The organism is Mesorhizobium sp. M1E.F.Ca.ET.041.01.1.1, from assembly GCF_003997355.1.
Taxonomy (GTDB): Bacteria; Pseudomonadota; Alphaproteobacteria; order Rhizobiales; family Rhizobiaceae; genus Mesorhizobium.
Window position 1 is genome coordinate 1 of record NZ_RZSL01000035.1, and the last position, 22,397, is coordinate 22,397.

The 22,397-nt window shown below is 63.6% G+C and carries 20 protein-coding genes and 1 pseudogene; 12 read left to right on the top strand and 9 right to left on the bottom strand.

Annotated features, from left to right (window positions below; genetic code table 11):
- Together EOA38_RS05505 and EOA38_RS05510 are read left to right on the top strand one after the other, a co-directional pair.
- Window positions 1-328: pseudogene (locus EOA38_RS05505) on the top strand (NAD(P)-dependent oxidoreductase); the annotation flags it as partial.
- A gap of 100 nt (window positions 329-428) precedes the next feature.
- Window positions 429-1,205, top strand: coding sequence for a FadR/GntR family transcriptional regulator (locus tag EOA38_RS05510; RefSeq protein ID WP_126092993.1), 777 nt, complete (start codon window positions 429-431; stop codon window positions 1,203-1,205).
- A gap of 51 nt (window positions 1,206-1,256) precedes the next feature.
- Here the strand turns inward: EOA38_RS05510 and EOA38_RS05515 are convergent, their stop codons facing one another.
- Window positions 1,257-1,544, bottom strand: a complete 288-nt coding sequence (locus EOA38_RS05515) for a DUF3175 domain-containing protein (protein ID WP_126092994.1) — start codon at window positions 1,542-1,544, stop codon at window positions 1,257-1,259.
- A gap of 224 nt (window positions 1,545-1,768) precedes the next feature.
- Here EOA38_RS05515 and EOA38_RS05520 point away from each other — a divergent pair, with 224 nt between their 5' ends.
- The 10 genes from EOA38_RS05520 (at window position 1,769) to EOA38_RS05565 (ending at window position 14,270) form a co-directional block, all read left to right on the top strand.
- Window positions 1,769-2,941, top strand: a complete 1,173-nt coding sequence (locus EOA38_RS05520; protein WP_126095849.1) for an MFS transporter — start codon at window positions 1,769-1,771, stop codon at window positions 2,939-2,941.
- A 222-nt stretch (window positions 2,942-3,163) separates the two neighbouring features.
- Window positions 3,164-4,246: a substrate-binding domain-containing protein gene (locus tag EOA38_RS05525; protein ID WP_126092995.1), complete on the top strand. Its 1,083-nt coding sequence runs from the start codon at window positions 3,164-3,166 to the stop codon at window positions 4,244-4,246.
- 142 nt (window positions 4,247-4,388) lie between these two features.
- Window positions 4,389-6,638 (top strand): ABC transporter permease, encoded by a 2,250-nt coding sequence (locus EOA38_RS05530; protein ID WP_126092996.1) that lies wholly within the window; start codon window positions 4,389-4,391, stop codon window positions 6,636-6,638.
- Window positions 6,631-7,413, top strand: a complete 783-nt coding sequence (locus EOA38_RS05535; RefSeq protein WP_126092997.1) for an ATP-binding cassette domain-containing protein — start codon at window positions 6,631-6,633, stop codon at window positions 7,411-7,413. The genes EOA38_RS05530 and EOA38_RS05535 overlap by 8 nt, the downstream gene beginning before the upstream one ends.
- 188 nt (window positions 7,414-7,601) lie before the next feature.
- The gene (locus EOA38_RS05540; protein ID WP_126092998.1) at window positions 7,602-8,630 is read left to right on the top strand and encodes a LacI family DNA-binding transcriptional regulator; all 1,029 of its coding nucleotides are present in this window, start codon (window positions 7,602-7,604) and stop codon (window positions 8,628-8,630) included.
- Between the two features lie 268 nt (window positions 8,631-8,898).
- Window positions 8,899-10,023, top strand: coding sequence for a sugar ABC transporter substrate-binding protein (locus EOA38_RS05545; RefSeq protein WP_126092999.1), 1,125 nt, complete (start codon window positions 8,899-8,901; stop codon window positions 10,021-10,023).
- Window positions 10,024-10,205: 182 nt separating this feature from the next.
- Window positions 10,206-11,762, top strand: a complete 1,557-nt coding sequence (locus EOA38_RS05550; protein WP_126093000.1) for a sugar ABC transporter ATP-binding protein — start codon at window positions 10,206-10,208, stop codon at window positions 11,760-11,762.
- The gene (locus tag EOA38_RS05555; protein ID WP_126093001.1) at window positions 11,759-12,739 is read left to right on the top strand and encodes an ABC transporter permease; all 981 of its coding nucleotides are present in this window, start codon (window positions 11,759-11,761) and stop codon (window positions 12,737-12,739) included. Before EOA38_RS05550 ends, EOA38_RS05555 begins: the two co-directional genes overlap by 4 nt.
- Window positions 12,736-13,722 (top strand): ABC transporter permease, encoded by a 987-nt coding sequence (locus EOA38_RS05560; RefSeq protein WP_126093002.1) that lies wholly within the window; start codon window positions 12,736-12,738, stop codon window positions 13,720-13,722. The genes EOA38_RS05555 and EOA38_RS05560 overlap by 4 nt, the downstream gene beginning before the upstream one ends.
- Window positions 13,723-13,802: 80 nt before the next feature.
- Window positions 13,803-14,270 carry a gluconokinase gene (locus tag EOA38_RS05565; protein WP_126095850.1) on the top strand — a complete coding sequence of 156 codons (468 nt, stop codon included), beginning with the start codon at window positions 13,803-13,805 and terminating at the stop codon, window positions 14,268-14,270.
- Here EOA38_RS05565 and EOA38_RS05570 read toward each other — a convergent pair.
- From EOA38_RS05570 to EOA38_RS05605, 8 genes are all read right to left on the bottom strand, one after another.
- Window positions 14,267-15,415 carry a hypothetical protein gene (locus EOA38_RS05570; RefSeq protein ID WP_126093003.1) on the bottom strand — a complete coding sequence of 383 codons (1,149 nt, stop codon included), beginning with the start codon at window positions 15,413-15,415 and terminating at the stop codon, window positions 14,267-14,269. The two genes, EOA38_RS05565 and EOA38_RS05570, sit on opposite strands and share 4 nt — an antisense overlap.
- A 145-nt stretch (window positions 15,416-15,560) precedes the next feature.
- Window positions 15,561-16,010, bottom strand: a complete 450-nt coding sequence (locus EOA38_RS05575; protein WP_126093004.1) for an Rrf2 family transcriptional regulator — start codon at window positions 16,008-16,010, stop codon at window positions 15,561-15,563.
- Between the two features lie 246 nt (window positions 16,011-16,256).
- Window positions 16,257-17,243, bottom strand: coding sequence for a sulfate ABC transporter substrate-binding protein (locus tag EOA38_RS05580; RefSeq protein ID WP_126093005.1), 987 nt, complete (start codon window positions 17,241-17,243; stop codon window positions 16,257-16,259).
- A 204-nt stretch (window positions 17,244-17,447) separates the two neighbouring features.
- The gene (locus EOA38_RS05585; protein ID WP_126093006.1) at window positions 17,448-18,488 is read right to left on the bottom strand and encodes a sulfate/molybdate ABC transporter ATP-binding protein; all 1,041 of its coding nucleotides are present in this window, start codon (window positions 18,486-18,488) and stop codon (window positions 17,448-17,450) included.
- A 70-nt stretch (window positions 18,489-18,558) separates the two neighbouring features.
- Window positions 18,559-19,443 (bottom strand): sulfate ABC transporter permease subunit CysW, encoded by an 885-nt coding sequence (gene cysW / locus EOA38_RS05590; protein ID WP_126093007.1) that lies wholly within the window; start codon window positions 19,441-19,443, stop codon window positions 18,559-18,561.
- Window positions 19,436-20,287 (bottom strand): sulfate ABC transporter permease subunit CysT, encoded by an 852-nt coding sequence (cysT, locus tag EOA38_RS05595; protein WP_126093008.1) that lies wholly within the window; start codon window positions 20,285-20,287, stop codon window positions 19,436-19,438. Before cysT ends, cysW begins: the two co-directional genes overlap by 8 nt.
- Before the next feature lie 23 nt (window positions 20,288-20,310).
- The gene (locus EOA38_RS05600) at window positions 20,311-21,339 is read right to left on the bottom strand and encodes a sulfate ABC transporter substrate-binding protein (RefSeq protein ID WP_126093009.1); all 1,029 of its coding nucleotides are present in this window, start codon (window positions 21,337-21,339) and stop codon (window positions 20,311-20,313) included.
- 236 nt (window positions 21,340-21,575) lie between these two features.
- Window positions 21,576-22,334: a M15 family metallopeptidase gene (locus tag EOA38_RS05605; RefSeq protein ID WP_127298706.1), complete on the bottom strand. Its 759-nt coding sequence runs from the start codon at window positions 22,332-22,334 to the stop codon at window positions 21,576-21,578.
- Between the last annotated feature and the right edge of the window lie 63 nt (window positions 22,335-22,397).

Sequence of the window (22,397 nt, forward strand, 5' to 3'; positions counted from 1 at the left end):
GCATGAATATGCGCTGTTCCCGAAATGGTTCGCCGATCCGGGCTTCCGCAAGCGCATCGCCTGGAGCTACATCGACGCCCGCGATCTCGGCCAGATCACGCTTCGCGCCATCGAGAAGGACGGGCTGGGCTATCAGGTTTTCAACGCGGCCAATGACGACACCTCGTCCGACCTGCCGACGGCCGAGCTCCTGAAGCGCTTCTATCCCGGCGTGCCGGTGAAAGCCGAGCTCGGTGAATTCGAGACGCTGCTGTCGAACCGTAAGGCGCGCGATGTGCTGGGCTTCCGGCCCGAACACAGCTGGCGCAAATACGTCAAGGCCGCGTGAGGGGAGACAAATGCTGGTTGAGCTGTGCACATCCGCGTGCCCTGAGGCAAAGCTGGCTTGCCCGGCTTGACAGCTTCTGAAAACCGGACTTTCTGGACATATGCGGGACGCAAAGCCGAACAACGAAAAAAAGCCGAAGAAAGCGGCATCCGCCGAGCGTCCGGCGGGCGTCCGGCGGCCCAACTCGCCACGCATCCCTGGCGCCAGTGTGCACACGTCGCTGGCGAGCGAAATCGGCCTTCGGATCGTGCGCGGCGACTATCCGCCCGGCACCATCCTGCCCAACGAAGCGAAATGGTCGGAAACCTTCGACGTCAGCCGTTCGGCGGTGCGCGAGGCGATCAAGATGCTGATGGCAAAGAGCCTTCTGGCGTCGCGGCCCAAGATCGGCAGTTGGGTCGAGCCGAAAGAGCGCTGGAACCTGCTCGACCGGGACGTGCTCGCCTGGTACGCGACCTCGCCCGACCGCGACGTGTTCCTGCGAACGGTGCAGGAGTTCCGCCACATCATCGAGCCGGAGGCGACGGCTTTCGCAGCAATGCGGCGCACCGACGAACAGATGGCCGAGATCAGCCAGGCCTGCCGCGAGATGGGCGAGGCGACCAACCTGCAGGAGCGCACCCGCGCCGACACGCGCTTCCACCTCGCCATCCTCCGTGCCTCGGGCAACGACCTCTTGGTGCCGCTCGGCGTCCTCATCGAATCCGCCTTCGACCACCTCTTTGCCTATACGACACGCGAACTGGACGACCTGCAGCACGCCCAGAAACTGCACGAAGCGATCGAGAGGAACATCCGGCTGCAGCGGCCGGATGCGGCGCGCAATGCCGTGCGCAAGCTGCTCGCCAATACCGACGACGTCATCCGCTCGCGTTAAGGCCTGTCGATATTCAGGTGAGGCCGGCCTGACCTTGAATCCCAACAGGCCTCAGTCCTGCTTCTCGCGCCCGAAGGCGACGCGCAATTCGTCCTTCGCCTTTTCCAGCACCCGCTTTCGCGCTTCCGGCAGGTTCCTGCCGGCGCGGTTGATGTAGAAATTCAGCATCGACATTGCGGACCGGAACGGCTCCGCCTTGCGGCGGTGGCTGTGCTCGGCCGAGCGCTTGAGCGAAGCGGCGATCTTCCTGGCATCGTCGGATTCGAAGACGTGCTCTTCGAGATCCAGCGCATCGCTGTGCTCGGTCACCTCGGCCGACCATTTCTTTTTGGCGGTCATTGGCGAACTCCTTTCGCGCTTTAGGTGCTGAACTCCGGGCGGCAGGTCAGGTTCCAATCGCTGGAGCCACGGATTTGTCCCTCGTGGCGCTGCTCGGCGGCGGAAATGCGCCGATAGTGGGCTGAAAACCCGCCCGATCTCGAAGAATCGCGGACAGGAACGACTTGACGACAATCCCCGGAAACACTGCAACCAGTGCCGGCATCGACAGCCTCCATGCATGGATGCGGCTTGGCATTTCCTTGCTGCTGGCGACGATCGGCGGTGTCGGCATGTGGGCGGTGGTCGTGGTTCTGCCCGCCGTGCAGGCCGAGTTCGGCATCGATCGCGCGGCTGCGTCCATGCCTTACACCGCGACCATGGTGGGCTTTGCCGCCGGCAACGTGCTGGTTGGACGCGCCATCGACCGCATGGGTTATTGGATTCCGGCATTCGCATCGGCGATTGCGCTCGGTGCCGGCTTTCTGCTCGCTTCGCTCACCAATTCGATCCTGGGCTTCACCCTTGCCCAAGGGCTGCTGATCGGCGTCGGCACCTCGGCGATCTTCGGGCCGCTGATCGCCGATATTTCGCATTGGTTCAACCGCCGCCGCGGGGTCGCTGTGACGGCAGCCGCGTCCGGCAGCTATCTGGCCGGTGCAGTCTGGCCGATGGTGATTCCCTATGTCATGCAGGGCGAAGGCTGGCGTTTCACATATGCGGCGATCGGTGTGTTCTGCCTTGCGACCATGGTGCCGCTGGTGCTGATGCTGCGGCGAGGCGCGCCGCGCGAGGCTGCTTCGGGCTCGCCGGGCAGTCGGCCGGTTCAGCCGATTTCGCTGTCGCCGGCGGCGCTGCAGACGCTGCTGGTTGTCGCCGGCTTCGGCTGCTGTATGGCGATGTCGATGCCGCAGGTGCATATCGTCGCCTATTGCATGGATCTCGGCTATGGCGTCGCGCGCGGCGCCGACATGCTGTCGATCATGCTGGCGGCGGGCGTCGTCAGCCGGATCGGGTCGGGTTTTCTCGCCGATCGCATCGGCGCGGTGAAGACGCTGCTCGTCGGTTCGGTGCTGCAATGCGTGTCGCTGTTCTTCTATATCCCCTTTGACGGGCTGGTCTCGCTCTATGTCGTCTCGCTCGTCTTCGGCCTTTCGCAAGGCGGCATCGTGCCCTGTTATGCCATCATCGTGCGCGACTACATGCCGGCCAAGGAAGCCGGCCAGCGCGTCGGCATCGTCTTGATGGCGACCATCTTCGGCATGGCGGTCGGCGGCTGGATGTCGGGCTGGATCTACGATCTCACCGGTTCCTACGCGGCGGCATTCCTCAACGGCATCGCCTGGAACCTGGTGAATCTCGCCGCCATCTTGCTGCTTATGTGGAAGGCAAGGCGAGGTGCTGAAGCGCTGGCCTGATGTCCGCCAGCAACCTGGCCATTGCAAGGTGGTCAACCGGTGCAAAGGAGGGGCTAGGTGGGAGGCGGCCGAACTCGTCCGTGCTCTTTCGCATGACGTCGAGGCTATTTACTTGGACAGGCTTTGGGCGGAATATTGCGAAGTGGGAGGAAGCACTCGGAAAATCTCCTGAATAATTGCGCTCGAACGGCTTCCGCCCGTTGAATGCAAGGGAGGATAATCATGAGACGTACTTTCCCGCTCGCGGCATCCGCCGCGGCGTTGTTGCTCGGCGTGCCCTCCGCCTTCGCGCAGTCCGGCGGCGTCGAGAAAGCAGTCGGCGGCTACAGCTTCGAGGAAGCCGCAAAGGAAGCCCCCACCACCAAGGATTTCCACTCGGCCGATGGCCATCTCACCTTCGCCATCGTCACACATACGGCCGGCAACGGCTTCTTCGATCCGGTCTATGTCGGCGCAACTGCCGCCGGCAATCTGATCGGCGCCAAGATACTGCTGCTCGGCTCGGAATCTCCGACCGACGACCCGGCCCGCGAGATCGAAATCCTGAATCAGATCGTGCAGGATCCGACGATCGACGGGCTGATCATGACAACGCCCCAGGTCGGCGCCTATAACGACATCGTCAAGGCCGCCGAGGCCAAGGGCATACCGGTAGCAACGACCAATTCCTTCGACGGCACGATCCTCGACCGCAGCGGCATCAGCCACACCGGTCAGGACGCCTCCGCCGCGGCGATCGCCGGCGAGGCACTCGTCAAGTGCCTGGCCGACAAGGGTATCGAGAAGGGCTCGATCGTCCTGCCGTCATCGACCGCGATGGGCAACATCGAGGTGAACAATCGAGTCACCTCGGCCTTCAACGCGATCGTCAAGGGCCTGAAGGCCGCCGGCAAGCTCGAGGCCTTCAAGGTCGACGCGGGGCCTGAGAACACCGGCATCGACACCAATCCGAACGATCCGGTGAACGGCATCGTGACGCTGTTCGAATCGCGCGGTGACGTTGTCGGCGCCTTCGCCGGCAACAACGTGTTCACGCCGGCGCTCGCCAAGGCCGTCGCCCAGACCGGCAAGACCGGCAAGATCTGCGCCTACGGCTTCGACATCGGCCCGACCCAGCAGGATGCGCTGAAGAGCGGCGACCTGACCGGCGCGCTCGGGCAGCAGCCCTTCCTGCAGGGCTTCTATCCGGTCATGCAGCTCTATCTGCAGATCGATCGTGGCATCGCGGCCGCCAATCTGGATACGCGTGCCCAACTTGTGACGAAGGAGACCGTGACAAAGGTCGGCAAGCGCTTCGAGAACTGAACCAATGCATGTCGCCCAAAAGTGCGCAGCGGTTTTGGGACAACGACATGCATAAAACAAGAAACTGAAGCGCGTCGTCCTTCTGGCGCGACGCGCTTCAGGATATTTCCGCGCGGTTTACCTTCGGAACCCAGTTATCAACATGTCCGCCGAAGCTCCCGCCCGCCGCCTTCCATCCCAGCTCGTCGGGGGCTGGGAAGCGGGATTGCTTGCCCTGCTGGCGCTGATCTATCTCGGCGGCGCTGTCGTCAATCCGACCTTCTTCGGCTCGCTGGAGGCGTTCCATGCGCTGCTGCGCGACACCTCGCGGGTCGCCATCATTGCGGTCGGAATGACGTTCGTCATCGTCAACAAGGACCTCGACCTTTCGGTCGGCTCCATCTACGGCCTGGTCGCCGTGGTTTTTGCCAGGCTGTTCGCGCCAAGCTTTGCCGATCTCGACATCGTCACGTCGGTGACCGTCTGCGTCCTTCTTGGCGTGGTGATCGGCCTTGTCAACGGCGTGCTGGTTACCATCCTCAAAGTGCCGGCGTTCATCGCCACCTTGACCACGCTTTTGATCGGCCGCGGCTTCGTGCTTGCGCTGACGCAAGGGCAGGCGATCTACTATCCCGGCAAGGCGAAGGAGGCTCCGTTCTTCTTCCACCTCGGTGAGACGAACGTGTTCGGCTTCAACAACCAGATCGCGATCTTCGCCGTCGTTGCCGTGATCGGCGCCTACGTGCTCGCCAACACTCGCTGGGGCTATGAGACCTTTGCGACGGGCGGCAACGAGCAGGCAGCGGTTTATGCCGGCATACCGACGAACTGGGTGCGCATCCGTGCCTATCTGCTCTCGTCGCTCTGCGCCGCCGTTGCCGGCCTTCTGTCGGCTGCACAGGACAAGGGCGTGACCCCGCTTTACGGCGTCAGCGGCGAACTGACCGTCATCGCAGCGGTGATCATCGGCGGCGCTTCCATTCTCGGCGGTCGCGGCCGCGTCGCCGGGTCCTGCCTCGGCGCCACGCTGGTCGTTCTGCTCGACAAGGTGCTGCGCGAGGGTTTGCCGATCACGCGCACCATCAAGATCGGCGAGGAGGAGGTGACCGTCAACGCCGTCTACTCCCTGCCGGTGGGCGCGGTGCCGGTCTTCCTCGGGCTGCTGCTTGTCATCGCCGTGCTGATCGAACCCTATCTCATCCGCCGCCAGATCGCGGCGCGCTTCTGGGCATGGCTGCGCGGCAGGCCGCCGCCGCCGGCCTTCGAGATTGGCGGCGTCGCGCTCGAGGGCGTGGTGACCAAGGGCGCGATGGCGACCGACATCGCATTGTCGGCGACCGGGTTCGGCAAGTTCCTCGCCCGGCGCGACGCCCTCGCCGTCATCCTGACGGTGGTGCTGTGGCTCACGGGTCTTTTCCTCAGGCCGGATTACTGGTGGAACCTGTCCAACACTTTCGCGATCCTGCTCAACTACACCGAGCTGGCGCTGATCACGGTCGGGCTTACCTACGTCATCGCGGCCGGCGATATCGACCTCTCCGTCGGAGCCGTCCTGGCGCTCGCCGGCAGCTCGGCGGCCTATTTCCTGAAGGTCCTTGGCGCCGACCCCGTCACCGCTGTCGCGATGGGCCTGCTTGCGGGAATGCTTGCCGGCCTCGTCAACGCCGTCGTCGCCGTTGGCTTGAAACTCCCGGCCTTCATCGCAACGCTTGGCATGTTTTACATCGCCCGCGGCCTCGCGGCGTGGTTCGTCGCCGGCCAGCAGCTTACCGGCTGGCCGGAGGGCTACAACTTGCTCGGCCGCAAGGTGAACGACATCCTCCTTCACTTCGGCATCGTGCTTCCGGATGGCATCCTCAAAACACTGGCCGAGGTGGTCAGCGTGCAGACGGTCTGGATGATCTTCGTCGCCCTGATTGCCGGCATCGTGCTCGCCTACACGCCGTTCGGGCAAAAGGTCTATGCAACCGGCGGCAACATCCGCGCCGCCGCCTATGCCGGCATCAACACCAACCGGGCGCGCTTCATCTCGCTCATGCTGGCGGCGTTCTGCGCGACGATGGCCGGGATCATCAACGTCGCCTATTTCCGAAGCTTCAACCCCGTTGCAGGCCAGTTCCGCGAACTCGACGCCATCGCGTCGGTGATCATCGGCGGCGGGTCGATATTCGGCGGCTACGGCACCATGCTTGGTTCTCTGGCCGGTGCAGCCGTGATCACTCTCGTTAGGGCGCTCCTGCAGCTCAATGTCCAGGGCTTCAGCATGCCGCAGCATTGGATCAACGTCTTCATCGGCGTCATCCTCATTGCCGCGGTGCTGATCGACATCTGGGTACGCCAGGCCAACATCTTCGGTCGCCTGCGAGCCCGCCTCGCGCGACGCGCACGAACCCGGGAAACCATTCATGCCTGACGTTGCGTTGCCTCAACCGATCGTGGAAATGCGAAGCATCGAAAAAGCCTTCGGGGCCGTGCAGGCGCTTCGGAAAGTCGATCTGGTGCTCTATCCCGGAGAGATCCTTGGACTGGTCGGCGACAACTCGGCCGGCAAGTCGACGCTCATGAAGATCCTCACCGGCGCCTATCAGCGCGACGCCGGCGAAATCCTCGTCGCCGGCCAACCGGTGCACTTCAAGAGTCCGCATGAGAGCCGCGATGCGGGCATCGAGATGATCTACCAGGATTTCGCTCTTTGTGGAAACATGGATGTCGGCCAGAACATCTTTCTTGGCCGCTGGCCGCGCAAAGGCCCTTTTATCAATCGCCGCAAGATGTACGCGGAAGCCGACAGCGTGCTGAAGCGGCTCAAGGTGGACGTTAACTCCGTTTTCCAGAAGGTCGAGAGCCTGTCGGGCGGTCGCCAGCAGTCCGTGGCGATTGCCCGCGCGATTTCGTTCGAGCCACGCGTCGTGATCCTCGACGAACCGACCGCCAACCTCTCGGTGATGGCGACCGAGCGGCTCCTCGAGACTATGCTGGAGCTGAAAAGGCAGGGTGTTGCCCAGATCATCATCTCGCACCGGCTGGTCGACATTTTCGCCGTAGGCGACCGTGTCATGGTGCTCAAGCGCGGCGAGAATGTCGGCGACCGTCACGTCAGGAACACCGACGAGCACGAGGTCCTCGAGATCATAGTCTCCGGCACGCGGGAGCAGGCGCTTACGGCCGATCAGGCGAGGGCGGTCTGACCACCGAGGCGTTGGCCTGAGGGCTTATCGCCTCTACCAGGGCTGAACCAATATTCGTCGGCTTGACAATGGCCATGGCCTGCGCGACCCAGACCGGAATGGGATGGGGCTGCGAACATGGTTGCTGTGGCTAAGCTCTTGATTGTCAACCCGCCGCTGCGCTCCTTTCGTGCAAAAAGGGCAGGGGCGTGACAAGGCCGCGCTCGCGCCGGGGTGGCGGTCGCCCGACGATTGCCGATGTCGCGCGCAAGGCGGGTGTGGGCGCCATCACCGTGTCGCGCGCCCTGCGCGAGCCCGGGCGGGTCTCGGAAGATCTGCGCCGGCAGATACAGGTCGCCGTCGACGAGCTCGGCTATATCCCGGATCCCAATGCACGCGCGTTGGCTTCGGCGCGCGCGGAGGTCTTCGGCGTGCTGGTGCCGTCGCTTACCAACAACGTCTTCGCCGAGGTGGTGCGCGGCATTTACGACAGCCTTTCGGACAGCCCGATCCGCATCCAGATGGGCAATACGCATTATTCTGGCCTGGAGGAAGAGCGCCTGCTGCAGCTGTTCGCCTCGCAGCGACCGGCCGCGCTGATCGTGGCCGGGATCGACCAGACGCCGCTGTCGCGAAAGCTGCTGGAGACGGCCGGCTGTCCGGTGGTGCAGGTTATGGAAACCGGGCCCGATCCGGTCGACATGCTGGTCGGCTTCTCGCATTTCGACGGCGGCCGCACGGCCACCGAGCACCTGATCGAAATGGGCTACCGGCGGATCGGCTTCATCGGCGCCCGCATGGATCCGCGTTCGCAGCGGCGCCTTGCCGGCTATCGCGCCGCGATGGAGGCGGCAGGCCTGTTCGACCTCCGTCTGGTCACGACCACGCCGCTGCTGTCCAGCGTGACGCTCGGACGTGAGCTTCTGCGCGATGCGCTGGCCAAGATGCCGGCGCTCGACGGCGTCTTCTGCAACAATGACGATATTGCGCTCGGCGTTCTGTTCGAATGCCACCGCGCCGCGATCGCTGTGCCGAAAACAATCGGCATTGTCGGCTTCAACGACCTCGACATGATGCAGGCGGCTTTCCCGTCGGTCACCAGCATTCGCACGCATCGCTATGAAATCGGCCGCCAGGCGGTTGCCATGGCATTGTCGGCGATCGCGGGCCAAAGGCCGCAGCATCGGGTCGTCGACCTCGGTTTCGAGCTAATACGCCGCGAGAGCACCGCTCGCTGAAACACACAGAGGCGACTGTGCAAATGCCGGTTTACAGCCTTTAATGGTAGCGCTACCATTAAAGCATGAAGCCTGTTTATTATACATAAGCAACAGCTCATGCTTGTTTATTATGTATAATATGATAGTTTCATGAGCCGCTTGGAGGGCCGAGAGGGGGAAAAGAGGGACGGCACAAGCCACCTCGCAAGCGTATCGGATTGGCAGGAGGGTGCCGGCCGACCGCCAACACATTTAACAAGCAGAACTGCAACTGGGAGGAATACCGATGATCAAGTCACTCGTTGGCGGCGTCATTGCCGCCACTGCATTTGTCATGCTGAGTTCTTCGGCGATCGCCGATCCGGAAATTGTCAAAGGGCCGGCGGCCGAGCCCGACTGCTTCGCGCCCTGGGCGGCCGACACACAGTTCTTCAAATATCCGAAGAAAGATGGTCCGTACCGGATCGCGCTCGCCAACGGCTATATCGCCAACACTTGGCGCATCCAGATGATTCAGACCGCCAAGGCCTACGCCGCGCAGCCGGACGTCGCCAAGAAGCTGAAGGAATTCAAGGTGGTATCGACCGGCGAGGATGTGCCGGCGCAGATTTCGGCGATCAACAACTTCATCGATTCCGGCTTTGACGCCATCGTCGTCAACGCCCAGAACCCGACCGCATTCGGGCCGGTGATCAAGCGCGCCAAGGAAGCCGGCGTCATTCTCGTCGCCTTCGACAACATCCTCGACACCAAGGACGCCATCAACGTCAATGTCGATCAGAAGGGCCTCGGCGAGCTGTGGGGCAAGTGGCTGGTCTCGCATGTGCCGAATGGCGGCAAGGTGCTCGAGGTGCGCGGCGTGGCCGGCACCTCAGTCGACACCGACCGCCACAACGGCATCCATGAGGTGCTCGATGGGTCCGGCAAGAAGTGGGATGTCACCGAGGTCGTCGGAAAATGGGATGACGGCGTGGCGCAGAAGGCCACCGCCGACGCGATCGCCACCAGCGGACCGTTCGACGGCATCACGGGACAGGGCGGCGACACCGGCATCGTGCAGGCGATGATCGACGCCAAGCATCCGTTCGTGCCGTTCGGCGGCGAGACGGAAAACGGCTTCCGCAAGTTCTGCGCCGCGCATGCGGCGGATGGACTGAAATGCTCTTCGGCCGGCACCGGCCCGGCCCAGGTCGCGGTCGCCATCAAGACTGCGATCGCAGCGCTCGAAGGCAATGTCGTGCCGCAGTCGGTCAAGCTGCCTTTGGCCATCGTCGAGGATCCGAACTTCAAGGCGGGGCAGGATTTCTTCCCGGACCAGTCCGACAATTTCTTCGTCGGCAACTCCTTCCCGACCTGCGGCATCAATTTCACCGCGCAGGAAATCATGGGCCAGACCAAGGAAAACAAGTAGCCTGATCCAACCGGCGCCGCGGGAGATCCGCGGCGCCGGCCGCCAAAGCGCGTCGCGATCTTTCAGATTTGCTCAATGCGCTTTAGGCTTTTGATTTTACGCATGTCTTTGTCCCGAAACCGGTTCCCACTTTCGGGAGACATGCTCTTGATGCCAATCGCGAACTGGCCTGGGGAGGGCTGATGGACGGCGCGGCACCGCTCTTCCAGATGGAAGGCATATCCAAGCGCTATGGCGGCGTTCGGGCCTTGGAGAAGGCCGACCTTTCCGTGACGGCCGGGAGCATCCACGCCATCCTCGGCGAAAACGGCGCCGGCAAGTCGACCTTGATCAAGGTCATGGCCGGCGTCGTCGCGCCGGACGAAGGCCGCATGACGCTGGATGGGCGCGAGGTGACCTTCGCCTCACCGGCCGCCGCGAACCAGGCCGGCATCGTCTGCATCTTCCAGGAACTGTCGCTCATCCCGGAACTCAGCGTCGCCGACAACATCGTCATTTCCGACCCGCCCAAGCGCTTCGGCATGATCGACCGCAAGGCGCAGCGGCGCATCGCGGAACAGGCGCTTGCCCGGGCGGGCGCTTCAGACATCCATCCGCTGGCGCTGGTAAAGGATCTGCCGCTGTCGCGTCGGCAGATGGTCGAGATCGCCAAGGCGCTGGCCAGGAAGCCGCGCATCCTGATCCTCGACGAAGCGACCTCGGCGCTGACGGCGGCGGATGTCGCCAAGATATTCGGCGTGCTGAAGCGGCTGCGCGAGGAAGGGCTGGCGCTGCTCTACATCTCGCACCGCATGAACGAGATCGCCGAGCTGGCCGACCAGTGCACGGTGTTCCGCAACGGCCGCAATGTCGCCAGCTACGCGGCAGGGTCGAAGAGCGACAACGAAGTGGTCGAACTGATGATCGGCCGCGAATACAGCCACATCTTCCCGCCGAAGCCGGTTCGTCACCAACCCGGCGCAGTTCCGGTTCTGGAGGCGCGCGGCCTCTCATGGAGCGGTCGGCTGGACAATATCTCGCTGTCGATCGGAGCCGGCGAGGTCGTCGGGCTCGGCGGTCTCGACGGCCAGGGCCAGCGCGAATTGCTGCTTGCATTCTTCGGCGTGCTGCGCGGTCTTTCCGGGCAGATCCTCGTCGACGGCAAGCCGGTTTCGATCGCAAGCCCAGCAGCCGCGAGCGATGACCGCGTGGGCATGGCGCTGATCCCGGAAGACCGCAAGACGGAAGGGCTGATGCTGCCGATGACGGTGCGCGAAAACCTGTCTTTCGCGGCGCTCGACAGGCTGTCGAAGGCCGGCGTTATCGATCGCGGCGCCGAGCAGCGTCTGATCGACGACATGGTCGGGCTGCTGGCGATCAAGACCGCGGGCCTCGACATTCCGGTCGGCGCGCTTTCCGGCGGCAACCAGCAGAAGGTGGTGATCGCCAAATGGCTGATGCGGCAGCCGCGCATCATCCTGCTCAACGATCCGACGCGCGGCATCGATGTCGGCACCAAGCAGGAGCTCTACCAACTGATGCGCAAGCTCGCGGATGCAGGCGCCGCGATCCTGTTCTATTCGACCGATTATGACGAGCTGATCGGCTGCTGCGACCGCGTGCTTGTGCTTTATGACGGCGCGGTCAAGCGCGAGCTGGTCGGCGCCGAAATCACCGAGCACGCGCTGATCGCCAGCGCGCTGAACATCCACGGAGAAAGTGCCAGGAGCGAGAACGTGGTGAAAGGGGGCGCGGCGTGAAGGACTGGCGCTATTGGCTGGCCGAGCAGCGCGGAACATTGCTCGCGTTCGGCATCTTCATCGTCATGTTCGCGATCTACAGCGCGAACCATCCGGCCGGCTTCACCGCCAATGTCGTGCAGACGGCGGCGAACAAGGGCGTGCTGCTGGCCTTCGTTGCGATGGCGCAGACGCTGGTGGTGATCACCGCCGGCATCGACCTGTCGGTCGGCATGATCTTCACACTGACCAACTGCATGGCTTCCTGGCTGGTGATCGGCACCGGGCTCGAAACCGCCTTCGGTGTGGCTGCCGTGCTTGGCACCGGGCTCATCTGCGGGGCTGTCAACGGCGCCATCGTGATCTATGGCCGCCTGCAGCCGATCGTCGCCACCATCGCTACGGGTGCTGTCTATTTCGGCCTTGCGCTGTTGCTGCGGCCGGTGCCCGGCGGTTCGGTCAATGAAGACCTCGCCGATTTCCTGACCGGGCGCTTCTTCGGCGTCGTGCCAGCAAGCCTGGTGGCACTGTTCGTCGTGGTGCTCATAGTCTGGGTGCCGTTCAGCCGCTCCGAATTCGGCCGCGCCGCCTATGCGGCGGGCTCCTCGGAGACGGCGGCTTATATGTCGGGCGTGCCGATCCGCCGCGGCAAGTTCCTTGCCTATACGCTGGCCGGCCTGCTTGCCGCGATCGGCGGCCTGTTCCTCACCTTCTTCACCTATACGGGGGAGGCGGCCTATGCCAGCGGCAATGCCTACACGCTGTTTTCCATCGCCGCCGTCGTGCTCGGCGGCGTGTCGCTGTTCGGCGGCAAGGGGAGCGCCATCGGCGCGATCTTCGGCGCGCTCGCCTTCCGCACCATCGGCGACCTGTTGTTCGTCTTCGACTTCGATCCGCTCTGGCAGCCGCTGTTCCAGGGCGTTATCCTGTTGATCGCGGTCAGCCTCGGCGCCTTCGCGCTGTTTCGGGTGCGCAACCGGCTGGAGTGGTTCCTGTGAGCGAAACGACGCTTGGCGGCATCGCCGGCCGTATGCCGAAATTCCTCCGCCGCGCCGACCCCGCGGTGATCACCGCCTTTGCCTGCATCCTGCTTCTGCTTCTGGTGGGCAGCCTCTATTCGCGCAGCTTCCTGTCGCCGGAATACTTGCTGCAGCAACTGAAGGTCGCCTCGTTTCTCGGCGTGATCGCCACCGGTATGATGCTGGTGATCCTGCTCGGCCAGATCGACCTGTCCGTGCCGTGGGCCGTTGCGACTGGCGCCATGATGGCCTGCGCGGCCGCCGCCTACGGTCCGGCCGGCATCGCGCTGGCCATTCCTTTCGGCATCCTGTGCGGCGTGGCGATCGGCATCGTCAACGGCATCGGCGTCGCTTACCTGCGCATTCCCTCGATGATCATCACTCTAGCCACCAACGCTGTCGCGCAGGGGCTGATGGTGGTCTATACGGGCGGGTTCTCGCCGCAGGATTCGGCCACGGCGGCGATGCGTTACCTCGCGACCGGTTTTGCCATACCGGGGGTGCCGAACGCCGTGATCATCTGGGCGCTGATAGGGGCCGCAATGGTTTTCGTGCTGACACGCACCAGTTTCGGCCGCGCCGTCTACGGCATCGGCAACCGCGAGCGCGCCGCCTATCTCTCCGGCATCGACACGCGCCGTGTGGTGATGATTGCCTTTGCCGTGTCCGGCGGGCTCTCGGCCTTTGGCGGCGTCCTGCTCGCCGGCTATGCATCGAAGGCCGCGCAGTCGATGGGCGACGCCTATCTGTTACCGTCGATCGCCGCGGTGGTGCTGGGCGGCACCTCGATCCTCGGTGGGCGCGGCTCCTATCTCGGAACCGTTGCAGGCGTGATCCTTATCACGCTGCTGCAATCGATCCTGTCGGTCATGCAGATGCCGGAGGCGGGACGGCAGATCATCTATGGCGTCGTGATCGTCGCCATGCTTCTGCTCTATGGCCGCGCGCCGGCAAGCCGCTGATCGCGGATGAAGGGTCGGCAAGGCCAAAACCATCGGAGGCTTGATTGAACGAGATCCGGTCAGCGCCGGCCATCGTCGTGATGGGGGTTGCCGGCTGCGGCAAGACGGTCGTCGGCGAAGCGCTGGCCAAGTCGCTGGGCGCAGTCTTCATTGAGGGCGACGGGTTGCATCCGCCGGAAAACGTGGCGCGCATGGCGCGCGGCGAGCCGCTGACGGATGCGTTGCGCGAGGGCTGGCTCGACGCGATCGGCGAACGCATCGCGGCCTCCATCGCCGACGGACAGAGGGCCGTGGCGGCCTGCTCGGCATTGAAGCGCAGCTACCGGGACCGGCTGCGCCGCTTCTGTCCGGGCATCGTCTTCCTCTACCTGAAGATCGATCGCGAGACCGCCTGGCGACGGGTTGCGGCCCGCAAGGGTCATTTCATGCCGGCCAGCCTGGTCGACAGCCAGTTCGCAACCCTGGAAGAGCCGGGCAGGGACGAGCAGGCGGTAACCGTGGACGCGACGCGGACTGTCGCCGGGATCGCAAGGCAAGCACTCGGCTAACCGACATCGCTACCGATCGCGGGTTGATCCTGCCGCCCGGTGAGACGGTGGGCGCCCGACCAGGCCATCATCTGTTCCGGATGCAATTTGACCGCTTCCAGCAGACGGTCGCGCTTGAGCAGGATATAGGCCGCCTGCAGGACGAGGTTCTTTGCCGCCACGTCCTTTGCCGGCAGGGTTGCCGGCTGGCTGGTGATGGGCTTCAGCTCGGGGCTGACGATCGCCCGGTATTCGCGAAAGGGCACGGTCTCCAAGGTCGACATGGCAAACAGCGCAGCACCGGCGCGCGCCGCGAAATTGGCCGGCGCCGAGGCGAGGTGGGTCCAGCCATGCTCGCCCATGGCAGCTTCGGTGAAGGTGGAGCCCGCGTGGACGGTGTTGGTCATCAGCACGACGCCGTTCTCCTTCAGCGTCTTCTGGATGCGCGCCGTGACCTGGTAGGCGTCGGCGCGCTCGAAGACGATGCGGCTCTTCAGGAAGCGGTTCTCGACCTTGACCAGCGGCCTGTTGATCACATACAGGCCGAACTTGCTTTCCGAGAAGCCGTGGAAGTTGACGCTGACCTGGTGCGCTTCGATGCCGGCTTCGAAGAGGGCGCGCTTGCCCATGATGGTCTGGGCGATGAACTGATCGCACCAGACAATGGCGCCGCGGCCGCGCCGCAGGGCCTCGCGCAAGCCGTCGACGCCTTCCAGCCGGATTGCGGGCGACCAGCGGCGCGGAACCAGATGGGCGGCCAACATCAGGCGGCGGCGATGCGCGGCGGCAAGGTGACCCCTGAAAAGGCTTTGCGTGTCGGCGCCATCGCCAAGCACCGCTTTGATCGCGACGTCGTAGCGCGCGAATTCCTTGCGAAAATGGCGCTTGCGCCGAAGTGTTGAGACCCAGTCGCAGATCGGCGCCCACGAGATGACAGGCAGGACCGCCGCCACGCCGAGATAGAAGCAGGACAGCAGGCTTTCGCGCAGATCCTTGTTGGAGAAGCGGCGCAGCTTGCCGGGACGGACGAGCTTGCGGCTGAAGAAGCGGACGGTTTCGCCACGCTCCGGCACCAGCACGTCGGCGATGATCTCGGTATGATAGACGCTGGCGGATGACGGCTGCCGTTTGGCCCTGCGGAAATTGCCAAGCCAAGGCAGCCTCATGCTTCAAAGCCCCGTTCAATCCTTCAGCCGCTTTACTGCCTCCAAGGCGGGCAAGCAACCAGCGGCAGGGAGCGTTAAGGCGAGCGACGGCTCTGCTTGCGCGATTCCGGACGGAAAATCGCCGCGCACTTTCCTGGAATTGCCTCTAAATCTGCGACGTCAGTTCGGCCGGGAAATCGTCATTGGCGGCATCGCGCATGGCGGCGAGGCTGCGATTGTCGAGAACCTCGGCGATCGCCTGGCGCACTTCCAGCATCATGTGGCGGACCTGGCATGTCGCCTCGTCGCAATCCTCGCAGCGCTGATATTGCGTGCGGCTGGCGCAGGGGATCGGCGCCAGCGGCCCGTCCAGCACGCGCACGACATGGCCGATCTTGATCTCGGACGCGGGCCTGGCGAGGCGATAGCCGCCTTCCTTGCCCTTGCGGCTCTGCACGAAGCCGGCGTTGCGCAGTTCGCCCAGGATGGCATCCAGGAACTTCTTCGGGATGTTGTTGGCGACCGCTATGTCGTTGACGAATGCAAGCTGGCCAACCGGCAGGCTGGCAAGATGCACGAGGGCCTTGAGGCCGTATTTGCCTTTTTTGGTCAGCATGCCCGATTCAGTTCATCAAACCCCAATCGCCTGCATCTGGCGGTTGTTTGTGTGCAAATCATGACAGTTTGGCCCCTGAATGTTGTTTGGCCCAACAATTTGCGAGCACAGGTTTAGGCACAAACGCGTTGATTCTTCGTAACGTTCTTCACAGAGGACTCGGGATTCGGCCGGCGATTCAATCCCGCCCGCCGGCACAAAGAAAGCCGACAAAGGCCGGCTCTCCTGCGCTCTATGATTGAGGAGCTAGTGGCCGGCGTAGGCCTGATCGAGCAGGCCGCCGGCCGCGAAATGCTCCTTCTGCACCTTGTCCCAGCCGCCGAAGACCTCGTCCACCGTCAACAGGCGGACGTCGGGAAAATCGGCCTTGTATTTGGCGGCAACCGAGGCGTCGCGAGCCCGCAGGCCGTTGCGGGCGGCGATGTCCTGACCCTCCGGCGAATAGAGGAAGTCGAGATAGGCCTTGGCGAGATCGCGGCTGCCGTGCTCGTCGGCGACCTTGTCGACGATCGCCACCGGGAATTCGGCGAGCAGGCTGACCGAAGGCGTGACCTGCTCGAATTTGTCGTCGCCATATTCCTTGCGGATGCCGCGCGTTTCGGATTCGAAGGTGATCAGCACGTCGCCTATCTCGCGCTGGACGAAGGTGGTGGTGGCGGCGCGGCCACCGGTGTCGAAGATCGGCACGTTGTTGAACAGCTTGGTGATGAACTCCTTCACCTTGGCGTCGTCGCCCTTGAAAGCCTCCTTGGCGTAAGCGGTGGCGGCGAGATAGGTGTAGCGCGCGTTGCCCGATGTCTTCGGGTTGGGGAAGATCACCTGCACGTCGTCGCGCACCAGGTCGCTCCAGTCCTTGATGTGCTTGGGATTGCCGGCGCGCACCAGGAAGGACGGCAGCGAATAGAAGGGCGAGGCGTTATCCGGGAAATCCTTCTGCCAATCCGCCGAGACCAGCCCCTTGTTGACCAGGAAATCGACGTCGGTGACCTGGTTGAAGGTGACGACATCGGCACCCAGGCCATCGGCGACGGCGCGCGCCTGCGCCGAGGCGCCGGCGTGGGACTGATCGACCGTCACGCCAGGATGCTTGGCGATGAAGGCCTTGTTGATGTCGGCGAACAATTCGCGGCCAACGTCGTATGAGGCATTCAACAGCTTGTCGGCCGACCAGGCTTGGGAGGAGGCGAGGACGAGGCCGGCGAGAGCGGCGATGCCGAGCAATAGGCGCTTCATGAAAACAGGTCTCCTTCGGAACAGTCAGAAACTATAATGCGACCATAAGAAGGAAAGTCTGGTCCGACGAGGCACGCGGTCCGGGTGGATGGCAGGCGCCAGGAAAAAGCGTCGCCCAAACAGCTGTTTGGCGGGATTTTCTTCCAAGCAGATTCATCGCGGCGCCGGCGGGCGCCAGCGGAGAGCGGCAGGCAGAAAGATGTGTCAGGCAGTCGGGAAGAGCTTCCAGCGCCCCGGCCTGAAGGCCACCCGGCTCTTCTGCGCCGCGGGATGGTCGATAGGCAGCTCGATCTCGACGCGCTGGCGCTCGCCGCCCACCTCGAGCTCTACTCGTCTGGTACCGGCGACGCGCCGGCTGGCGGCGACCGTGCCGGCGATGCAGCCGCTGCAGCCGTCGAGCAGCTCGACATCGTGCGGACGGAAATAGAGCAGTGCCTCGCCGGACGGAGCGTTCGGCGCCGGCAGGCCGATCGGCCGGTCGGCGAGCCAGATCTCGCCATTGTCGACCTTGACCGGCAGCGAGCTCGATTCGCCGATGAAGCTGTAGACGAAAGGTGAGTTCGGCGTGTCGTAGATCTCGTCGGCCGAGCCGACCTGCTCGATGCGGCCCTGGCTCATCACGACAACGCGGTCGGCAAGCTCCAGCGCCTCTTCCTGGTCGTGAGTGACGAAGACGGTTGTGTGGCCGGTGGCGTCGTGGATCTCGCGCAGCCAGCGGCGCAGTTCGCGACGCACCTGGGCGTCGAGCGCGCCGAACGGCTCGTCGAGCAAGAGCACCTTGGGCTCGATCGCCATGGCGCGGGCCAGCGCCACGCGCTGGCGCTGACCGCCGGAGAGCTGTGCCGGATAGCGCTTTTCCAGGCCCGAAAGCTGGACAAGGTCGAGCAATTCGGAAGCACGGCGGCGGATCTCCTGCGTGGAGGGGCGTGCGGCGCCGTGCCGGACCTTGAGGCCGAAGCCGATGTTGTCGGCAACCGTCATATGGCGGAACAGCGCGTAATGCTGGAAGACGAAGCCGACATTGCGCTCCTGGATCGACTTCTGCGAGGCGTCTTCCTCGCCGAAGTAGATGGCGCCCTTGGTCGGACGCTCAAGACCGGCGATCAGCCGGAGCAGGGTCGTCTTGCCGGAGCCGGACGGTCCAAGCAGAGCGATGAGCTCGCCTGACCTGATGTCGAGCGACACGTCGTGGAGCGCCGGAAACAGCTCAAACTCCTTGCGCACGTTGACAACGCGAACTTCCATACAGATCCCTCAGTTAGTTGATGCATGTCGTTGTCCCAAAACCGCTACACACTTTTGGGCGACATGCATCTTAGTGTCCGCGCGTCGCGGCGATCTCGGCGCCGTAGCGCATCTCGAGAAGTGTTTTCAAGACCAGTGTCACCAGCGCTAGGCCGGCAAGCAGCGAAGCGACGGCGAAAGCGCCGACGGCGTTGTACTCATTGTAGAGGATTTCGACATGCAGCGGCATGGTGTTGGTGAGGCCGCGTATGTGGCCGGACACCACCGACACCGCGCCGAACTCGCCCATGGCGCGGGCATTGCAGAGCAGCACGCCATAGAGCAGACCCCATTTCACGTTGGGGAGCGTCACATACCGGAAGGTCTGCCAGCCATTGGCGCCCAGCGAAAGCGCGGCTTCCTCGTCGCCATTGCCCTGTTCCTGCATCAGCGGGATCAACTCGCGCGCAACGAAGGGGAAGGTGACGAAAACGGTGGCGAGCACGATGCCCGGCACGGCGAACAAAATCTGGATGCCGTGCGCCTTCAGCCATTCGCCGAGCAACCCCTGTGCGCCGAACAGAAGCACATAGACCAGGCCGGAAATGACCGGCGAGACCGAAAAGGGCAGGTCGATAAGCGTGGTGAGGAAGGCTTTGCCCTTGAACTCGAACTTGGCGATCGCCCAGGCGGCCGAGATGCCGAAAATGACGTTGAGCGGCACCGAGATAGCGGCCACAAGCAGCGTCAGGCGGATCGCCGATCTGGTGTCGGGGCTGCCAAGCGCTTCCGTGTAGGTGCCGATGCCCTTGGCAAGCGCCTCGTGGAAGACGACGATCAGCGGCAGAAGCAGAAAGACGGCGAGGAAGGCAAAGGCAATCCCCATAGCCACCCAGCGCACCGGCTGGCTTTCGGTGACCGCCGCCGACTGGCTTTCGTGAAGCGGCTCGTAGGATTTGATCTCGGGGTCAGCCATAGCGCTTGCGGCTCCATGACTGCACGAGATTGACGACCAAAAGCATTACAAAGGACAGCGCCAGCATGATCGCGGCGATCGCGGTCGCCGCGGCGTAATTGTATTCCTCCAACCTGATCACGATCAGAAGCGGTGCGATCTCCGATTTGAAGGGCAGGTTGCCGGCAATGAAGATGACCGAGCCGTATTCGCCGACGCCGCGCGCGAAAGCGAGCGAGAAGCCGGTGATGATGGCCGGCGCCAGTCCGGGGAAGAGCACGCGAGTGATGATCTGGAAGCGGTTGGCGCCCAGCGTGGCCGCCGCCTCCTCGACCTCCTTGTCGAGTTCTTCCATGATCGGCTGGACAGTGCGCACGACGAAAGGCAGCCCGATGAAGACGAGCGCCACGACAATGCCGAGTGGCGTGTAGGCAACCTTGATGCCGAGCGGTGCCAGAAGGTGGCCGATCCAGCCGTTCGGTGCGTAAAGGGTGGTTAGCGCGATGCCGGCGACCGCCGTGGGCAGCGCGAAGGGCAGGTCGACCATCGCATCGGCGATGCGGCGGCCGGGGAAACGATAGCGGACCAGCACCCAGGCGACGACGGTGCCGAACACGACATTGACCGCGGCGGCGATGAAAGCGGTGCCGAAGCTGATCTTCAGCGCGTTGAGGGTGCGGCGGTCGACGGCGATCGCCCAGAAATCGGTCCAGCCGAGCGCGGCCGAACGCCAGACCAGCCCCGAGAGCGGGATGAGGATGATGAGCGTGAGGTAGGCAAGCGAGAAGCCGAGCGTCAATCCGAAACCCGGAATGACGCTCGGCTGTCTGAACCGCCACCCCGCCTGGGCGGGTGCTGTGGTCATGTCGTCCTGATCTATATCCTAGCTTACTGGGCCGGCTTATAAATCTGGTCGAATACACCACCGTCGCCGAAATGGTAAGGCTGCGCTTTCTTCCAGCCGCCGAATTGCGGATCGTCGACGGTGACAAGCTTGATTGCCGGCAGCTTGGCAAGGTCCTCGGCGGGCACCAGGTCGGGCTTGGCCGGACGATAGTGGTTCTTGGCGATGATGGTCTGGCCTTCCTTGGAATAGAGCCAGCCGAGATAAGCCTCGGCGACCTTGCGCGTGCCCTTGGCGTCGACATTGGCATCGACGACGGCGACCGGCGGCTCGGCAAGGATCGAGGTCGGCGGGTAGACGATGTCGAAATTGTCGGCGCCGAATTCGTCAAGCGCGAGATAGGCCTCGTTCTCCCAGGCGATCAGCACGTCGCCGAGGCCCTTCTGCGCGAAGGTCACCGTCGAGCCGCGCGCGCCGGTATCGAGCACCGGGACATTGGCGTAAAGCTTGCCGACGAATTCCTTGGTCTTGGCTTCGTCTTTGCCGTCATTGGCGTTGGCATAGGCCCAGGCGGCAAGATAGTTCCAGCGCGCGCCGCCGGACGTCTTCGGGTTCGGCGTGATCACCTGGACGCCGTCCTTAACCAAGTCGCTCCAGTCGTGGATGCCCTTGGGATTGCCCTTGCGCACCAGGAAGATGATGGTCGAAGTGTAGGGTGCCGAGTTGTTCTCGAACTTGGTGCGCCAGTCAGGGTTGATCTTCTTCGTCTTCGAGACGATGGCGTTGATATCGCCTTCGAGCGCCAGCGTCACGACATCGGCGTCGAGACCGTCGATCACCGCCCTGGCCTGTGCGCCCGATCCGCCATGCGACTGCTGGATGGTGACGGTCTCGCCAGTCTCGGCCTTCCAGTGCGCGGCGAAGGCCTCGTCATAGGCCTTGTAGAGCTCACGGGTCGGGTCGTAGGACACGTTCAGAATGGTCGTATCGGCAAACGCGAAACCGAGCGTGCCGAACTGGACAGATGTGGCGACCAGCGCGCCGAGCAGTTTCCTGAAATGAGGGTTGGTCATTTCCGCCTCCGTTGATGACGGCCGAACTCTACCGAATTGATAGAATTTAGATGCATTCAATGTTGCCTTTTTTGCCCCATCAAAGCAATTTTTCGCCGACGGCCGGCATATTCGGGAAACATTTTCCTCATATTAGCCAGAGCAGGCTCTGCGCCTGTCCGACGCCATCTAGAGACGGCTGGCGTGGCGGCAAGGTCTGAGCAGCGTGAGATTTGCGTTGGGGTCGATCCGCCCTTTCATGGCGCGGTGACGGGAAAGTCGAAACGCTGCTTGGCGAACGGTTCGTCTCGCAGCGTGAAGTGCCACCATTCGCGCGCATAATTGCGGAAACCGGCGGCGCGCATGGCCGACAGCAGCCTCTTGCGGTTGGCTGCCGCTTCGGCGGGAAGAGGGCGGTGGGCCGTCTCGCTCGTCGGGTCGAAACAGTCGAAGCCGGTGCCGAAATCGAGCGTGACCGCATCGGGGGCGCCGCAGGCGGGATCAGCGGCGCTTTTCTTGTCCATGGCGGCGAAGGCGAGGTCGACAGTCGAACCGCGCGAGTGGCTGGACAGTTCGCCGACATAACCCTTGGCAATGAGATCGCCGCGTTTGGCCGTCGGGTACCATTGCGGGTCGGGCGGACCGCCTTCTTTCGTCCATCTCCCCATGTCGGCGACGGCGCGCGCCGGGCGGTAGCAGTCGAAGACGACGAGCGTCAGGCCTTTGGCGCTCAATGCTTTCTGGACACTGGAGAGCGCCTTTGCCGCCTGTTCTGTCAGGATGCAGGCGGGGGCTTCGTAACCATCCACCTTGCGGCGCAGGAAGTTCTTGATACCGGCATAGCGGATATCCTGACGGATGGTCGGATCGACATCGGCGAGCCTGACGAAGCCGGCGGGCAGGGGATCGGCGCGGGCGGGGACGGAGATTGCTGGCAGGAGAGCCAGCGTTGCGAGGATTGTGGCTGCTCCCAGCCAAGGTTGGCGCGAGGCACCCCCCTCTGGCCTGCCGGCCATCTCCCCCGCAAGGGGGGAGATTGGCAGCTTCGATGCCGACTCTATCTTTCTGACGTTGAAGAT

Excerpts from the sequence above, each read along its gene's own strand:
- EOA38_RS05510 (WP_126092993.1), top strand. The coding sequence starts at position 429 with ATGCGGGACGCAAAGCCGAACAACGAAAAAAAGCCGAAGAAAGCGGCA.
- EOA38_RS05515 (WP_126092994.1), bottom strand. The coding sequence starts at position 1,544 with ATGACCGCCAAAAAGAAATGGTCGGCCGAGGTGACCGAGCACAGCGAT.
- EOA38_RS05520 (WP_126095849.1), top strand. The coding sequence starts at position 1,769 with ATGCGGCTTGGCATTTCCTTGCTGCTGGCGACGATCGGCGGTGTCGGC.
- EOA38_RS05525 (WP_126092995.1), top strand. The coding sequence starts at position 3,164 with ATGAGACGTACTTTCCCGCTCGCGGCATCCGCCGCGGCGTTGTTGCTC.
- EOA38_RS05530 (WP_126092996.1), top strand. The coding sequence starts at position 4,389 with ATGTCCGCCGAAGCTCCCGCCCGCCGCCTTCCATCCCAGCTCGTCGGG.
- EOA38_RS05535 (WP_126092997.1), top strand. The coding sequence starts at position 6,631 with ATGCCTGACGTTGCGTTGCCTCAACCGATCGTGGAAATGCGAAGCATC.
- EOA38_RS05545 (WP_126092999.1), top strand. The coding sequence starts at position 8,899 with ATGATCAAGTCACTCGTTGGCGGCGTCATTGCCGCCACTGCATTTGTC.
- EOA38_RS05550 (WP_126093000.1), top strand. The coding sequence starts at position 10,206 with ATGGACGGCGCGGCACCGCTCTTCCAGATGGAAGGCATATCCAAGCGC.
- EOA38_RS05565 (WP_126095850.1), top strand. The coding sequence starts at position 13,803 with ATGGGGGTTGCCGGCTGCGGCAAGACGGTCGTCGGCGAAGCGCTGGCC.
- EOA38_RS05570 (WP_126093003.1), bottom strand. The coding sequence starts at position 15,415 with ATGAGGCTGCCTTGGCTTGGCAATTTCCGCAGGGCCAAACGGCAGCCG.
- EOA38_RS05575 (WP_126093004.1), bottom strand. The coding sequence starts at position 16,010 with ATGCTGACCAAAAAAGGCAAATACGGCCTCAAGGCCCTCGTGCATCTT.
- EOA38_RS05580 (WP_126093005.1), bottom strand. The coding sequence starts at position 17,243 with ATGAAGCGCCTATTGCTCGGCATCGCCGCTCTCGCCGGCCTCGTCCTC.
- EOA38_RS05585 (WP_126093006.1), bottom strand. The coding sequence starts at position 18,488 with ATGGAAGTTCGCGTTGTCAACGTGCGCAAGGAGTTTGAGCTGTTTCCG.
- cysW (WP_126093007.1), bottom strand. The coding sequence starts at position 19,443 with ATGGCTGACCCCGAGATCAAATCCTACGAGCCGCTTCACGAAAGCCAG.
- cysT (WP_126093008.1), bottom strand. The coding sequence starts at position 20,287 with ATGACCACAGCACCCGCCCAGGCGGGGTGGCGGTTCAGACAGCCGAGC.
- EOA38_RS05600 (WP_126093009.1), bottom strand. The coding sequence starts at position 21,339 with ATGACCAACCCTCATTTCAGGAAACTGCTCGGCGCGCTGGTCGCCACA.
- EOA38_RS05605 (WP_127298706.1), bottom strand. The coding sequence starts at position 22,334 with ATGGCCGGCAGGCCAGAGGGGGGTGCCTCGCGCCAACCTTGGCTGGGA.